The following is a 15,189-nucleotide window of genomic DNA, read 5'->3' as shown; positions in this document are numbered from 1 at the left end:
CGGGGCCCCGAGGCCCTTCGCAGGAGCGCGTGGCGCGGATCAGCCGCCGCGGCGCATCATGTCGAAGAAATCGACGTTGGTCTTGGTGGCCTTCATGTTCTTGATCATCAGCTCCATGCTTTCGATCTCGTCCATGTTGTAGAGGAACTGGCGCAGGATGCGCGTCTTCTGCAGGATTTCCGGGGGCAGCAGCAGCTCTTCGCGGCGCGTGCCGCTCTTGTTGAGCTCGATCGCCGGGAACACGCGCTTCTCGTAGAGGCGGCGGTTCAGGTGGATTTCGCTGTTGCCGGTGCCCTTGAATTCTTCGAAGATCACTTCGTCCATGCGGCTGCCGGTGTCCACCAGGGCCGTGGCGATGATGGTGAGCGAGCCGCCTTCTTCCACCTTGCGCGCGGCGCCGAAGAAGCGCTTGGGACGCTGCAGCGCATTGGAATCCACACCGCCGGACAGCACCTTGCCGGAAGAGGGCACGACGTTGTTGTAGGCGCGGGCGAGGCGGGTGATGGAGTCCAGCAGGATCACCACGTCCTTCTTCAGTTCCACGAGGCGCTTGGCACGCTCGATCACCATCTCGGCCACGTGCACGTGGCGGGCGGCCGGCTCGTCGAAGGTGGAGGCGATGATCTCGCCCTTGACCGTGCGCTGCATCTCGGTCACTTCCTCAGGGCGCTCGTCCACCAGCAGCACCATGAGGTGCACGTCGGGGTTGTTGGCCGTGATGGCGTGGGCGATGTGCTGCATCATCATCGTCTTGCCGCTCTTGGGCGGCGCGACGATCAGCGCGCGCTGGCCGCGGCCGATGGGAGCGATGATGTCGATGATCCGGCCCGTGATGTTCTCGTCGCCCTTCATGTCGCGCTCGAGCTTCATCTGCTCCTTGGGGAACAGCGGGGTCAGGTTCTCGAACATGACCTTGTGCTTGTTCTGCTCCGGCGGGCCGCCGTTCACGGCGTCGAGCTTGGTCAGCGCGAAGTAGCGCTCGCCGTCCTTCGGCGTGCGGACCTCGCCCTCGATCATGTCGCCCGTGTGCAGGTTGAAGCGGCGCACCTGGCTGGGGGAGATGTAGATGTCGTCCGTGCTCGCGGTGTAGCTCGTGTCCGGGCTGCGCAGGAAGCCGAAGCCGTCGGGCAGGATTTCCAGCACGCCGTCGGCGAAGACCTGCTCGCCCGCCTTCGCGCGCTTCTTGATGATCGCGAACATCAGCTCCTGCTTGCGCATGCGCCCGGTGTTCTCGATCTCCAGCTCTTCGGCCTGCTTCAGCACTTCGGACACGTGCAGTGCCTTGAGTTCGTTTAGATGCATGGGGGTGACTCCGGAACGGAGTAAATAGGAATTCAGGGGGAGACCGCAAGCCGTGGGGACTGCTCATGGCGTCCAGGCGGGTCTGGGGGATCTGCGACGGGGGCCGTTGCTGGGCTGGCCCGGTGATCGATGCGGATTATGACAGGAAAAGACGCCCGCTCATCAGGGTCTCTGCGCGGGTGCCGGCGAGTGCCTGCCGGAAGGGGGAGGGCCGGTGCGCAAGCGGCATGCAGGCCTGGCGCACCGGGGGGCCGAAAAGCGGCTCAGGCGAGCTGCTGGTCGATGAAGGACGTCAGCTGCGCCTTGCTCATCGCGCCGACCTTCGTGGCGGCGAGCTGGCCGTCCTTGAACAGCATGAGCGTGGGGATGCCGCGGATGCCGAACTTGGCGGGCACTTCACGGTTCTCGTCCACGTTCATCTTGGCGACGGTGAGCTTGCCCTGGTAGGAATCGGCGACTTCGTCGAGGATGGGGGCGATCATCTTGCACGGGCCGCACCATTCGGCCCAGTAGTCCACCAGTACCGTGGTGCCGGGTTGCAGCACGTCGGCTTCGAAGCTGGCGTCGGAGATGTGTTTGATCAGTTCGCTGGCCATGGCGCGTTCCTTGTGGAGGCGAAGAAATGGATTGTGGGGAAAGGTGCGGATACAGTCCTGGGATTGTGACAGAAAGACATTCCCTGCTCGATGTGGTGGATAGCGACTCAGGCGCTATGACAGTCATAGCGAAAACCGAATCGCGGGACGATGCCTGGGAGGCGCTGCTCGGCCGTCTGGACAGCTTCGTGCGCGGCACCGGGCAGCCTGCGGGCGCTGCGGTGGTGCTCGTGCCCTATGCCCAGCTCATGGGGGAAGCCCAGCGCCGCTGGGCGAGGGCCTTCCCGGACGGTTTCGCGCCGCGCTTCGAGACCACCCGCAACTGGGCCGCGCGCCTGGCGCCTTTCGTGCCCGAGGGCGACGATCTGGCGCGGGATACGGCGCGGGACACGCTCACCGCCCGCTCCCTGCTGGACCGTGCGGGACTGGGCGGGCAGCGCGACGTGCTGGCGGGGCCGCTGCTCGACGCCGCCTGCCAGCTGGCGCCGGCGGTTGCGGCGGTGCCTCCCGCGGGCCGCGAGGCCTGGGCCGGCAGGGTGCGGCCCCTGCTGCCCCCAGCGGCCGATGGCGCGGCACTGCGCTACGAAGCGGCGGTCGCCCGCATCGCACTGGAATGGGCCCTGGCCACGCGCCAGGCCACCGACGTGCTGTTCGAACCGCGCGTGCGCTCGTCCGCACCGGTGCTGGTGGTGCTGGACGGGTTCCAGCCCGATCCCCTGGCGCATGCACTGTGTGCCCTCTGGGGGGCGGATCGCGCCTGCGTGCTGCCGTTGTGTCCCGCCCCCGGAGCGGGCGGCACGGCTGTGGCTCATGCATCGGCTGCCGCTGGCAACGTGGCGCTGCATGCCGCGGCGGACGCGGAGGACGAGGCCCAGAGGGCGGCCGCGTGCGTGCTGCGGCACGTGGCCGAAGGCCGCACGCCGGTGGCCCTGGCGGCCATCGACCGGGCGCTGACGCGGCGCATCAGTGCGCTGCTCGCGGGGCGGGGCGTGGGGGTGCACGACGAGAACGGCTGGACCCTGTCCACCACCCGGGCGGGGGCGCAGGTGATGGCGGCCCTGCGTGCCTGCATGGCGCATGCCTCCGGCGATGCGGTGCTCGACTGGCTCAAGCATGTTCCCGCCGCCGACGCCGAGGCGCTGCGGCTGGTCGAGCGCTGGCTGCGGCGCACGGGCATGGGCGACTGGCCGGCGGCCGTGCGCGGCGTCGGGCTGGCGGCGGGGCCGGTGCAGGACATGACCGATGCGGAGGGCCCGGACGCGCCAGGTCGCGATGCCGCGGAGGGCTGGCGTACGCTGGTGCGGCGCACGGAGGCCTGGCGCGCTGCGATGCAGGCTCCGCGCGATCTGCCGGGCTGGCTCGCTGCGCTGCGGGCGCTGCTGCAGGCCACGGGCCAGTGGGAACGGCTGCAGGAGGATGCGGCGGGGCTGCGCGTGCTGGCGGAACTGCGGCTCGACCTGGCCCAGGAAGGCGAGTGGCGCGGGCTGGATGCCTCCGGCCGGCCGATGGCGCTGGCCGAGTTCGTGCATTGGGCGGACGAGGTGCTGGAGGCGGGACGCTTCCGCCCCGAATTCGGTGGCGACGGGGCCCCGGACGCCGTGGTGGTGCCCCTGCCGCAGATGCTGGCGCGGCCCTTCGCGGCCCTGGTCGCTGCCGGATGCGACGAGAAGCGCCTGCAGGCTGCACCGGAGCCTCCCGGTGCCTGGACGAAGGAGCAGCGCAGGGAAATGGGACTGCCCACGCGCCAGGACCTGGAGTCCGCGCAGCGCGCCGCCTGGGCACACGCGCTGTCGGTCGGCCACGTGGACGTGCTGTGGCGCATCGGCGACGAGGGGGGCGAGCCGCTGCTGGCCAGTCCGCTGGTGCTGGCCCTGCAGGCGGAAGGGGGGCGCCGTGCGGGAACCGACCCGCGCGAGCTGCGTGCCGTGGCGCCGTCGCCGGTGCCCCGCCCGCTGCCGCGCGGCGATGCGTTGCCCCTGGCGCGGGTGTCTTCGTCGGCCTATGCGGACCTGCGGCACTGTCCTTACCGTTTTTTTGCCCTGCGCCTGCTGGGCCTGCAGGAGTCGGACGAACTGGGCGCGGAGGTGGACAAGCGCGACTTCGGCAACTGGCTGCACGCCGTGCTGCAGCGCTTCCACGAGGGCCTGCGCGATGCGCCGGTGGAGGACGCCGCCACGCGCCGCCAGTTGCTGGATGCCGCGGCCGAGGCCACGACCCGTGCCCAGCGGCTGTCGGCGGGGGAGTTCCTGCCGTTCTCGGCCGGCTGGCCGGCCCTGCGCGAAGGCTACCTGCGCTGGCTGGCGGGGCACGAGGTGGGGGGCGCACGTTTCCGCGAGGCGGAGCGGCGCTGTGTGCAGCCGCTCGGGCCCCTCGAACTGATCGGTACCCTGGACCGCGTGGACGCGGTGCGCGGCCAGACACCTGGCGATCCGCCCACGGTGATGGTGATCGACTACAAGACCGAAGGCGAATCCGCGACCCGGCGCCGCATCGCCGCCGGTACCGAGGACACGCAACTGGCCTTCTATGCCGCGCTGCTGGGCGACGACACCCTGCGCGCGCTCTACGTGAACGTCGGCGAGCGGGGCGAGACCCGCGGCTTCGAGCAGGAAGATGTCGTGGCGCTGCGCGACCAGCTGGTCGAGGGCCTGCTGCACGACTTCGCCCGCATCGCGGACGGTGCTCCGCTGCCCGCGCTCGGCGAGGGGGCGGTGTGCGACTACTGCGCCGCCCGCGGCCTGTGCCGCAAGGATTTCTGGAGTGAATAGGTCCGACGCCCTGGGGCAATCCGTGCAGGCTGCCTATGAACACAACGGCCGGCCCGTGGAGCGGGAGGCTTTCTACGCCATAGCCTGCGACCCCGCCCGCAGCGTGGCGGTGGAGGCCTGCGCGGGCGCGGGCAAGACGTGGATGCTGGTGTCCCGCATCCTGCGCGCGCTGCTGGAAGGCTGCGAGCCGCACGAGATCCTGGCGATCACGTTCACCAAGAAGGCCGCGGGCGAGATGCGGCAGCGCCTGCTGGAATGGCTGGAGGCTTTCTCCCGCACGCCGCTGCCGGCGCTGCGGGGGGAACTGCAGGCCCGGGGCATCCCGGCGGAGCAGGCCACGGACGACGCCTGTGCGCGCCTGCAAGGCCTGTTCCTGCAGGTCTTGGGTGCGGGCCGGCCGGTGCAGATCCGCACCTTCCACAGCTGGTTCGCCGCGCTGCTCGGTACCGCGCCGCTGGCCGTGCTGCAGTCGCGCGGGCTGCCGCTGCATTTCGAGCTGCTGGAGGACGATGCCGAGGCCGTGCGCCGGGTGTGGCCGCTGTTCCTGCAGCAGGTGGCGGCCGATGCCGGCCTGGGGGCGGATTTCGCCGAGTCCGTCGCCCTGCACGGCCGCTCCCAGACCCGCAAGGCGCTGGAGTCGGCTCTGGCCAAGCGCGTGGAGTTCGAACTGGCGGAAGAGGGCGGCGTGGTCGATGCGTCGGTCCCGCCGTTCCATGCGCAGTCGCCGCAGTGGGCGGACCTGGACCACCCCGCGCAGGCGCTCGCGGCGGAGGATTGCCGTGCACGCTGGCTGGCCTGGGCCGCGGCGCTGGGGGCGGAATCCGGCAAGACACCGCAGAAAGCTGCGGACGCCATCGTCACGGCGTTCTGCGACACCGCGGACCTGCAGGAACGGCTGGAGGCGCTGCGGAGCGCGCTCTTCGTCGCCAGGGAGGACCGGCTCACCCGCCATCTCGAGAAATTCGCCGCCGCGCAGGAGGCGGAGCGGGAGCTGCAGGCGCTGTGCCTGGCGCGGCGCCAGCACGAGGCCTGGCTGCACCAGCGGCGCATGGCGCGGCTGACCCGCGCGCTGGTGGCGGCTTTCGGCGCGCTCAAGCGCGACCGGGGCTGGGTGGACATGAACGACGTGGAGCGCACCGCGCTGGTGATGCTGTCCGACCCCGTGCTCAGCGGCTGGGTGCAGGAGCGCCTGGATGCGCGGGTGCGCCATCTGCTCATCGACGAATTCCAGGACACCAACCCGCTGCAATGGCAGGCGCTGCATGCCTGGCTCGCCGGCTATGTCGGCACCGGAGGCGGGCAGCATCCCCCCAGCGTGTTCATCGTGGGCGACCCCAAGCAGAGCATTTACCGTTTTCGCCGCGCCGAGCCCCAGGTGTTCCGCGCGGCGCAGGCCTTCGTGCGCCAGGGCCTGGGCGGCGACCTGCTGGCCTGCGACCACACGCGCCGCAATACCCCGGAAGTGATCGCCGCGGTCAATGCCGTCATGGGTGCCGCGCAGGCCCAGGGCGACTATGCGGGCTTCCGCGACCATACGACCGAATCGCGCGATGTGGGCGTGCTGCTGCGCCTGCCGCCCATCGAAAACGCCGCGGACGAGGACGAGAATGGGGACGGGGCGCCGGATGCGCGGCCCGATCCGCTGGCCTGGCGCGACAGCCTGGTCCAGCCCCGCCATGAAGCGGAGGAGACGCTGCGCATGCGCGAGTGCCAGCAGGCCGCCCGCTGGGTGGCCGACCGGATCGCGGCCGGCGTGCCGGCGCGGCAGATCATGGTGCTGGCGCGCAAGCGCGACCGCCTGTCGGCCCTGCAGGATGCCCTGCGCGACCTGCACCTGCCGTGCGTGCAGCCCGAAAAGGTGGAATTGTGCGAAGCCCCGGAAGTGCAGGACGTGGTGGCCCTGCTGGATGTGCTGGTCTCTCCGGGGCACGACTTGTCCCTCGCCCGTGCCCTGCGCTCCCCCTTGTTCGGCGTGGACGACGCCCTGCTGGTGCGCGTGGCGGTGGCCCGCAGGGACGCGGAGCGCGGACCGCAGGAAAGCGGCGTGCCGGGATGGATGGAGCTGCTGGCGGACCGGGCCCTGCTGGACGCAGAGATGCCCGGGCTGTCGCACGATTTGCGGCTCTACCGCCACTGGGTGGAGCAATGGCCGCCCCACGACGCGCTGGACGCGATCTACCGGCACCGCGACGTGCTGGCCCGGTATGCGGCCGCGTCCCCCGCGCCGCTGCGGGCCGGCGTGCTGGCGAACCTGCGCGCGCTGCTGTCGGCGGCGCTGCAGCAGGACGGCGGCCGCTACCTGACGCCCTATGCCTTCGTGCGCGCCCTGAAGCGGCCGGGACAGCGGGCGCCGGGCCGCGTGGACGCCGATGCCGTGCGCCTGCTGACCATCCACGGGGCGAAGGGGCTGGAGGCGGACGCCGTGCTGCTGCTGGACACCGATGGCCGCGCCCAGAAGGCAGAGACCATGGGCGTGCTGGTGGATTGGCCTGGCGAACTGCCGGCCCCGCGCCGCTTCGTGTTCCTGGCGAGCGAGGCATCGCCCCCGCCGAGCGCCGCCGATGCGCTGGCCGCCGAACTGGCGGAGCGCCAGCGCGAGGAGATCAATACCCTGTACGTGGCCATGACGCGCGCGCGCCACTGCCTGGCGCTGTCGTGCGTGCGTGTGTCGCAATCCGCGCCGGGCAGCTGGTGGAACCGGGTCGCGCCCCTGGCGGCCGACGTGCCGCAGGACCTATCCGGCCCGATGGGCGGCATGGAGGACGGGCCGAGCGCCACGATGGACGCGCAATTGCCGGAACTGCCCGGGTGGCAGGACGCCGTGCCGCTGCCGATGGGGCTGCCGCCCGCGGCCGACATACAGGCCGGTACACAGGCCGGTGCACAGGCCGAAGCGGCGGTTGCCGGACTTCCCCGGGAGCGCCGTGCGCCCTCCACGCCGGTGTCCAGGCAGGGCGAGGCCATGCACCAGCTGCTGGAGCAGGCGGGGCTGGCGGGCGCGCTGCCCGGCAGTGCCGCAGGGGGCTCTGCCGGCTGGCCACGCGCGCGCCTGCTGCAGCTGGCGCGGGATTTCGAGCTGCCTGCCGAACTGGCCGAGCACGCCGCCGTGATGGCGGCCCGCATCCTGCAGGGCGAGGGCGCCTGGGCCTGGAACAGCGCCGAAATCGAACTGGCCATGGACGAGGCCCCCATCGTCCACCGCGGGCAGACCCTGCGCATCGACCGGCTCGTGCGGCGCTCCACCGGCCGCGGCGGAGAATGGTGGGTGCTGGACTACAAGAGCGCGGCGAATCCCGAGCGGCAGGCGGAACTGGTGGAGCAGATGCGGCGCTACCGCGAGGCCGTGCAGGGCCAGTTCCCCGTAGAGCCCGTGCGCGCGGCCTTCCTGACCGGTGATGGCCGCATGGTGGAGGTGGACTCTTCCGCCCGGGGCGTGCCGGCGCCCGTTCCGCCCTTACCATCGCCCACCCCGGCGGCCGGCCCATCGCCCGCAGCCGCCGCGGCCCCTCCATCGGGGCCGCAGCCCGTGCAGGGCTCGCTGTTCGATTGATCCATGGATCCGGGCAGCGTGCCCGGCCCGCCCGGTTCCTTCCTCCACCCCACGCCACCGTTCGCACTGCCATGTCGTCTTCTTCATCTTCCCTGCCGGCCTCCGGCCTTCCGACCTGTGATGTGGCCGTGGTCGGCGGCGGGCCGTCGGGCCTGATGGCGGCCGAGGTGATGGCCGCGCGCGGCCTGTCGGTGCATGTGTTCGACGCGATGCCCTCGGTGGGGCGCAAGTTCCTGCTGGCGGGCAAGGGCGGGCTCAACCTCACGCACTCCGAACCGTTCGACCCGTTCCTGGAGCGCTATGGTGATCGGTCCGGCACCCTGGATGCCGGCCTGCGTGCCTTCGGTCCCGACGCTCTGCGCGAGTGGGCGCGGGGGCTGGGCGTGGAAACCTTCGTCGGCACCTCCGGCCGCGTCTTCCCGGTGGACATGAAGGCCGCGCCGCTGCTGCGGGCCTGGCTGCACCGGCTGCGCGGCATGGGCGTGCAGTTCCACATGCGGCACCGCTGGCTCGGCTCCGAGGTCGCCCCGGAGGCCGCCGCTGGCGGCGACGACACGCCAGGGCCGGTCGCGCTGCGCTTCGCGGCCCCGGCGGGCGAGGTGCAGGTGCAGGCGCGCGCTGCCGTGCTGGCACTGGGTGGCGCGAGCTGGCAGCGCCTGGGCTCCGACGGGGCCTGGGTACCGTGGCTGGAGGCCCGGGGCGTGGCGGTGGCGCCGCTGCGGCCGGCGAACTGCGGCTTCGATGTCCTGGGCCCCGGCGCGCCGGCCGACGCCAGCCGGCGCGACTTCCTGCAGGCGCTCCTGGGGCGCGGTGCTCCGCCGGTGGGATGGACGCCGCACTTCGCCGAGCGCTTCGCCGGCCAGCCGTTCAAGTCGGTGGCCCTGCATTTCACGGACAGCCGGGGGCGGTCTTTCCACCGCCGCGGCGAGTTCGTGGCCACCGCGTCCGGCGTGGAGGGCAGCCTCGTGTATGCGGCATCCGCCCTGCTGCGCGACGAGATCGCCGCCCATGGGCATGCCACCTTCCACCTGGACCTGCTGCCGGACCACACGCCCGAGCGCGTGGAGAAGGAAGTGCGGCATCCGCGCGGCTCGCGCAGCCTGAGCAGCCACCTCAAAAGCCGCCTCGGGCTCGACGGCATCAAGGCCGCGGTGCTGTATGAACAGCTGGGCAAGGAAGGCATGCAGGATGCCCGGGCGCTCGCGCACGCCATCAAGGCCGTGCCGGTGACCGTGGTGGCCTGTCGGCCGCTGGACGAGGCCATCAGCACGGCCGGGGGTGTCGCATTCGAGGCGATGGACGCGCACGGCATGCTCGCGGCCTGGCCGGGCGTGTTCTGCGCGGGAGAGATGCTGGACTGGGAAGCCCCGACGGGTGGCTACCTGCTCACCGCCTGCATGGCCACCGGCGCGGTGGCGGGGCAGGGCGTTCTGCAATGGCTGCAGGAAGAGAAATGAAGTTGACGAGCCTTACCCCCGGCACTGGCTCCACGGTTAGGGCTGCTTGGTTCCCCACCTGACCCGGTTGGCCGCTTCCCCATGCGGGGAGGCCCGTCACGTCGGATTGTACCCAATGCCGGCAACGCCTCCGGGCAAATTCCCGTCCGCGGTGGCCGTGATCCGGAAAACGCCCACCAATTGCTCCAGCCGCGAGGCCTGGGTGGTCAGGGACTGGGCCGCGGCGGTGGCCTCTTCCACCAGCGCGGCATTCTGCTGGGTGGCCTGGTCCATGTGGGCCACGGCCTGGTTCACCTGGTCGATGCCGGCGGCCTGCTCCTGGTTGGCGGAGGCGATCTCCTGGATCAGGCGCGCCACCTGCTGCACGCTCTCCACCACCTCGCCCATGGTCGTGCCGGCCTGGTTCACCAGGCGGGAGCTTTCGCCCACCTGCTGCACCGACGTGTCGATCAGCTGCTTGATCTCCTTCGCGGCCGAGGCCGAGCGCTGGGCCAGGCTGCGCACCTCGCTGGCGACCACCGCGAAGCCGCGGCCCTGCTCGCCGGCCCGGGCCGCTTCCACGGCGGCGTTCAGCGCCAGGATGTTGGTCTGGAATGCGATGCCGTCGATCACGCCGATGATGTCCACGATGCGCCGGGAGGAATCGGTCACCGCGCCCATGGTGCTGACCATCTGCCCCACCATCGCGCCTCCGCGCTGCGCCACCTCGGACGTGGAGCCCGCCAGCTGCGCCGCGTGGCGGGCGTTGTCGGCGTTCTGGCGCACGGTGCTGGTGAGCTGTTCCATCGAGGCGGCCGTCTGTTGCAGGGCCCCGGCCTGCTGCTCGGTGCGGGCGGACAGGTCGTTGTTGCCGGCCGCGATCTCGGCCGATGCGGTGTTGATCGACTGGGTGCCGGACCGCACCTCGGCCACGATGTGGGCAATGCTCTGGCGCATGCGCTCCAGTCCGTGCAGCACGCTGGACTGGTCGCCCGGCTTGAGGGCGATCGGCTGGGCGAGGTGGCCCTGCGCGATGGCCTCGCTGATGCGCAGGGCTTCGCCGGGCTCGCCGCCGAGTTCGCGCACCAGGCTGCGCGCGATCAGCAGGCCCAGCGCCAGCAGCAGTCCGGCCAGCACCAGCGCGCCCAGGCCGAAGCGCAGGATGCGCGCATTCACCGTGGAGGCCACCGTGTCCACGTACACGCCGGAGCCGATCACCCAGCCCCAGGGGGCGAAGCCCTTGACGTACGAGATTTTCGGCACCGGCTCGGTGGCGCCGGGCTTGGGCCACAGGTAGGGGACGAAGCCCGCGCCGCTTTGCCGGACCATGTCCACGAAAGCCACGAACAGGTGCTTGCCGGTCGGATCCTTGTTGTCCGCCAGGTTTTTGCCTTCCAGCTCGGGGCGGATGGGGTGCATGAGCATGACCGGCCCCATGTCGTTGATCCACAGGTACTCGCTGCCGCTGTAGCGCATGGCGCGCAGGGCGTCCATGGCCATCTGCCGGGCCTGGGCATCGCTGACCTTGCCCTCCGCGGCGAGGGCGTGGTAGCGGGCGACGAGGCTGTGGGCGACTTCCACCGTCTGCCGCACGCCGGCCTGGCGTTCCTCCATGATGAGTTTCCGCTCGGAGGCCAGCAGTACGGCGGTGATCAGCGCGATACCCAGCAGGGCGAAGCCGATCAGCAGGCCCAGGCGGCGTGCGATGCCCATGCGGGCGAGCCAAGGCGTGTTTCTGTCCATGATGGCCTCTTTTCAGGTACGGGTGGCCGATGCGGAAATGCCCGGCGGCCCCTTGTCACGAAATGTTAGCGGCGCGGCGCGCCCTGCAGGGGCCGGCGACCCCCGTAGAATCCCGCGGATGTCCTATCTCGTGCTCGCCCGCAAATACCGCCCCAAGACCTTCTCGGAGATGGTCGGGCAGGAACATGTGGTGCAGGCGCTCTCGAACGCACTCATCCAGCAGCGCCTGCACCACGCGTACCTGTTCACCGGCACGCGCGGGGTGGGCAAGACCACGGTGTCGCGGATCCTGGCCAAGTCGCTCAACTGCCAGGGCGAGGACGGGCAGGGTGGCATCACGGCCACGCCCTGCGGCGTGTGCCAGGCGTGCCGGGACATCGATGCCGGCCGTTTCGTGGATTACACCGAGCTCGATGCCGCCTCCAACCGCGGCGTGGACGAAGTGCAGGGCCTGCTGGAACAGGCCGTTTACAAGCCGGTGCAGGGCCGCTTCAAGGTCTTCATGATCGATGAGGTCCACATGCTCACGAACACCGCGTTCAACGCGATGCTCAAGACGCTGGAGGAGCCGCCCGAATACCTGAAGTTCGTGCTGGCCACGACCGACCCGCAGAAGGTGCCGGTCACCGTGCTCAGCCGCTGCCTGCAGTTCAACCTGCGGCCCATGGCGCCGGAAACCGTGCTGGAGCACCTCACCCGGGTGCTCGCCCAGGAAAGCGTGCCGGCGGAGCCGCAGGCGCTGCGGCTGCTGGCGCGCGCGGCGCGCGGTTCCATGCGCGATGCGCTGTCCCTCACCGACCAGGCCATCGCCTTCGGCAGCGGCCAGCTACAGGAAGCCGGCGTGCGGCAGATGCTGGGCAGCGTGGACCGCAGCTATGTATTCCGCCTCATCGCCGCGCTGGCCCGCGGCGACGGCCGCACGGTGGTGGAGACTTCCGAATCCCTGCGCATGCATGGGCTGTCCGCCGCCTCCACGCTCGAGGAAATGAGCGCCGTGCTGCAGCGCATGGCGGTGTTCCAGGCCGTGCCGCAGATGGCCGACGCCGTGGACCCTGCCGATCCGGAGGTCTCCGAAATCGCGCGGCTGGCCGGCACGCTGCCCGCCGACGAGACGCAGCTGCTCTACAGCATCTGCCTGCACGGACGCACGGAGCTCGGCCTCGCGCCCGACGAGTACGCGGCCCTCACCATGGCGCTGCTGCGGTTGCTGGCCTTCAAGCCTGCTGCGGAGGGCGGGACGCCCCCGGCGGAAAAAAAAACACTGAAACCGCCCCAGGCGCAGCCTCCGGCGCCTGAGCCGGAGACGGCATCCGCCGCGGAACCTGCACCTTCCATTCCCGTTCCGGCACCCGGAGCGGCCCCCCTGCCTGTGGAGCCCGCCGCCGCGGCACTGCCCGAGGCGCAGGCCCGGCCTGCCGAAGCCCATCCGCCCGGGCCCGTGCCGCCGTCCCCCACGCCGCAGGAGCCACCCTCCGGCGAGGACCCCTGGGCGGACGATGCCCCACCTCTGGCCACCGCCACCATGGAGGCACCGGCTTCTGCGCAGGAGTCGCCCCCCGACGCCGCCGTGGCGGCGGCCGTGCGCCTGCCGGTCAGGACGCCGGCCGACCTGCAGGCGCACCGGCCTGCCGAGGCCGCGCCGCCTGCCGCCAGCCCCCCCGATTTCGTGGCCATTCCCGTGCGGGTCGCGCCCGAGCCCGGCATGCGGCTGCAGCCGGCGGCCGCGCCCGGCGCCCTGCCGGCCTCGGCCCGCTACACGCCGACGGAAGAGGGCGATGTCTGGCACGCCACCGTGATGCAGCTCGTCGCGGCCGAGGCCATCAATGCCCTGGTGCGCGAACTCGCGCTGCAGTCCCAGCTGGTGGCCCGCGACGCCGACCACTGGCTGCTGCGCGTGGAGCGCGAGTCCCTCAACCAGCCCACGGCCCGCGAGCGCCTGCGCGCCGCGCTGGAGGCGGCCGGCTTCGCCCGCCAGATCAGCGTGGAGGTGGGCGCGGTCATCGACAGCCCCGCGCGGCGCAACGCCCATGCGGCCGCGGAGCGCCAGCGGCGCGCGCAGGAGATCGTGGAAAACGATCCCTATGTGCAGGCGCTGGTGCGGGACTTCGGGGCGAGAATCGTCCCTGGCAGCATCAAACCCGCATGAAGGCCCGCATGACGCACCGCCCGGTCCGGGGTACCGGCCTGGCGCACCGTCCCGCCGGACCCGCCTGATTTTTCGCTTTCGTCTTCGACCCTCAGAGAAAAGGAACCCCATGTTCAACAAAGGACAACTCGCCGGCCTCATGAAGCAGGCCCAGGCCATGCAGGACAACCTGAAGAAGGCCCAGGACGAACTCGCCCTGATCGAGGTCGAGGGCGAATCCGGCGCCGGCCTCGTCAAGGTGCTGATGACCTGCAAGCACGACGTGAAGCGCGTCACCATCGACCCGAGCCTGCTGTCGGACGACAAGGACATGCTGGAAGACCTGGTGGCCGCCGCCTTCAATGCCGCGGTGCGCAAGGCCGAGGAAACCTCGCAGGAGAAGATGGGCAAGCTGACCGCCGGCATGCCCGGCATGCCGCCCGGCATGAAGTTCCCGTTCTGACCGGTACCGTGCGCGCCATGGCATCCGGCTCCGACATGCATTCCCTCGATGCCCTCGTGCAGGCGCTGCGGCGCCTGCCGGGCGTGGGCGTGAAGTCGGCCCAGCGCATGGCGTTCCACCTGCTGCAGCACGACCGCCAGGGCGCGGAAGTGCTGTCGCGCGCGCTGCACGACGCCGCGCAATCGGTGCGGCACTGCGCGCGCTGCCATACCTTCACCGAGGGCGAGGTCTGCTCGACCTGCCTCGATCCGTCGCGCGATGCCTCCCGGCTGGCGGTGGTGGAGACCCCCGCGGACCAGGCCGCGCTCGAGCGCACCGGGGCCTTCCGCGGGCTGTACTTCGTGCTGATGGGCAAGCTGTCCCCGCTTGACGGCATCGGCCCCAAGGACATCGGTTTCGGCAAGCTGCTGGAGCGTGCGGGCGACGGCGTGGTCCAGGAGGTCATCCTCGCCACCAATTTCACGGCCGAGGGCGAGGCGACCGCGCATGCCCTCAGCGAAACGCTCAAGGCACGCGGCATGCACGTGACGCGCCTGGCGCGCGGCGTGCCGGTGGGCAGCGAGCTGGAATACGTGGACCTGGGCACCATCGCCCATGCCCTCGTGGACCGGCGGTAGCCCGTACTGCGCCAGGCTTTCTGGAAGATCGACATGAATTCCCTGCACATCGCCCGCTTCACCGTGGCGTACTGGTGCGTTTTCGCGATGGCGCTCATGCCGGTCGCCTGTGCCATGCTGGCCAAGCGCGGCGGGTTCAGGGCCGCGGACAACCGCGATCCGCGCGGCTGGGCAGCGCGGCAGACCGACTGGCGCGCCCGCGCGCTGGCAGCCCAGTCCAATACCTTCGAATGCCTGCCGTTCTTCATCGGCGCGGTGATCGTCGCGCACCAGCTGGGTGCCGCGCAGACCCTGCTGGACCTGCTGGCGCTGGCCTTCGTGATGCTGCGGATGTTCTACGTGCTGATGTACGTCTCCGACATGCCCACCATCCGCAGCGCCGTCTGGCTGGGCGCCTTCGCGGTCAACGCGGCCATCTTTTTCCTCGGCTACCGCTGACGGGCCTGCAGCCCGCCGCGCGGCAATGGCCGTGCGGCGAAGCCGGTACGGCTTCGGTTCCCTGCTTTTCCTTGCGGTTCACAGGGATTTTCCCCGGTGCCGGCGGGAGGCTTTTCGGGCACGATTGCTGCAGTGCAGCATAAATCACGCC

Annotated in this window: 10 protein-coding genes and 1 other RNA gene; 7 read left to right on the top strand and 4 right to left on the bottom strand. The window is 71.0% G+C overall.

The window, feature by feature from the left end; translation table 11 throughout:
* Positions 1-39 precede the first annotated feature (39 nt).
* Entirely contained in the window at positions 40-1,302 is a 1,263-nt protein-coding gene (rho, locus tag ACGHC0_RS13535) for a transcription termination factor Rho (RefSeq protein ID WP_011795734.1), read from the bottom strand.
* Between the two features lie 263 nt (positions 1,303-1,565).
* Entirely contained in the window at positions 1,566-1,898 is a 333-nt protein-coding gene (trxA, locus tag ACGHC0_RS13530) for a thioredoxin TrxA (RefSeq protein ID WP_013594976.1), read from the bottom strand.
* A gap of 116 nt (positions 1,899-2,014) precedes the next feature.
* On the opposite strand from trxA, the gene ACGHC0_RS13525 reads away from it, so the two are divergent.
* The 3 genes from ACGHC0_RS13525 to ACGHC0_RS13515 all read left to right on the top strand — a co-directional run bounded on the left by ACGHC0_RS13525 (position 2,015) and on the right by ACGHC0_RS13515 (position 9,673).
* Positions 2,015-4,666, top strand: a complete 2,652-nt coding sequence (locus ACGHC0_RS13525) for a PD-(D/E)XK nuclease family protein (protein ID WP_415265845.1) — start codon at positions 2,015-2,017, stop codon at positions 4,664-4,666.
* Positions 4,659-8,216 (top strand): UvrD-helicase domain-containing protein, encoded by a 3,558-nt coding sequence (locus ACGHC0_RS13520; RefSeq protein WP_415265844.1) that lies wholly within the window; start codon positions 4,659-4,661, stop codon positions 8,214-8,216. Before ACGHC0_RS13525 ends, ACGHC0_RS13520 begins: the two co-directional genes overlap by 8 nt.
* A gap of 71 nt (positions 8,217-8,287) precedes the next feature.
* Positions 8,288-9,673: a TIGR03862 family flavoprotein gene (locus ACGHC0_RS13515; RefSeq protein ID WP_415265843.1), complete on the top strand. Its 1,386-nt coding sequence runs from the start codon at positions 8,288-8,290 to the stop codon at positions 9,671-9,673.
* Position 9,674: 1 nt separating this feature from the next.
* Here ACGHC0_RS13515 and ffs read toward each other — a convergent pair.
* Both ffs and ACGHC0_RS13505 read right to left on the bottom strand, forming a co-directional pair.
* Positions 9,675-9,771, bottom strand: an RNA gene (gene ffs, locus ACGHC0_RS13510) — signal recognition particle sRNA small type.
* Positions 9,770-11,395, bottom strand: coding sequence for a methyl-accepting chemotaxis protein (locus ACGHC0_RS13505; RefSeq protein ID WP_415265842.1), 1,626 nt, complete (start codon positions 11,393-11,395; stop codon positions 9,770-9,772). The genes ffs and ACGHC0_RS13505 overlap by 2 nt, the downstream gene beginning before the upstream one ends.
* A gap of 118 nt (positions 11,396-11,513) precedes the next feature.
* Between ACGHC0_RS13505 and dnaX the strand changes: the two genes are divergently transcribed.
* From dnaX to ACGHC0_RS13485, 4 genes are all read left to right on the top strand, one after another.
* Positions 11,514-13,541, top strand: a complete 2,028-nt coding sequence (dnaX, locus tag ACGHC0_RS13500; protein WP_415265841.1) for a DNA polymerase III subunit gamma/tau — start codon at positions 11,514-11,516, stop codon at positions 13,539-13,541.
* A 109-nt stretch (positions 13,542-13,650) separates the two neighbouring features.
* A complete protein-coding gene (locus ACGHC0_RS13495) occupies positions 13,651-13,983 on the top strand; it encodes a YbaB/EbfC family nucleoid-associated protein (protein WP_011795741.1) in 333 nt (110 codons plus the stop codon).
* Between the two features lie 17 nt (positions 13,984-14,000).
* Positions 14,001-14,600: a recombination mediator RecR gene (recR, locus tag ACGHC0_RS13490; RefSeq protein WP_013594970.1), complete on the top strand. Its 600-nt coding sequence runs from the start codon at positions 14,001-14,003 to the stop codon at positions 14,598-14,600.
* Between the two features lie 33 nt (positions 14,601-14,633).
* Positions 14,634-15,038, top strand: a complete 405-nt coding sequence (locus ACGHC0_RS13485) for an MAPEG family protein (protein WP_368351489.1) — start codon at positions 14,634-14,636, stop codon at positions 15,036-15,038.
* The last annotated feature ends 151 nt before the right edge of the window (positions 15,039-15,189 follow it).

This window comes from Acidovorax sacchari (assembly GCF_042847045.1).
GTDB lineage: Bacteria > Pseudomonadota > Gammaproteobacteria > Burkholderiales > Burkholderiaceae_C > Paracidovorax > Paracidovorax sacchari.
The sequence above is the reverse complement of the archived record's forward strand: the minus strand, read 5'-3'. Positions and strand labels throughout refer to the sequence as shown.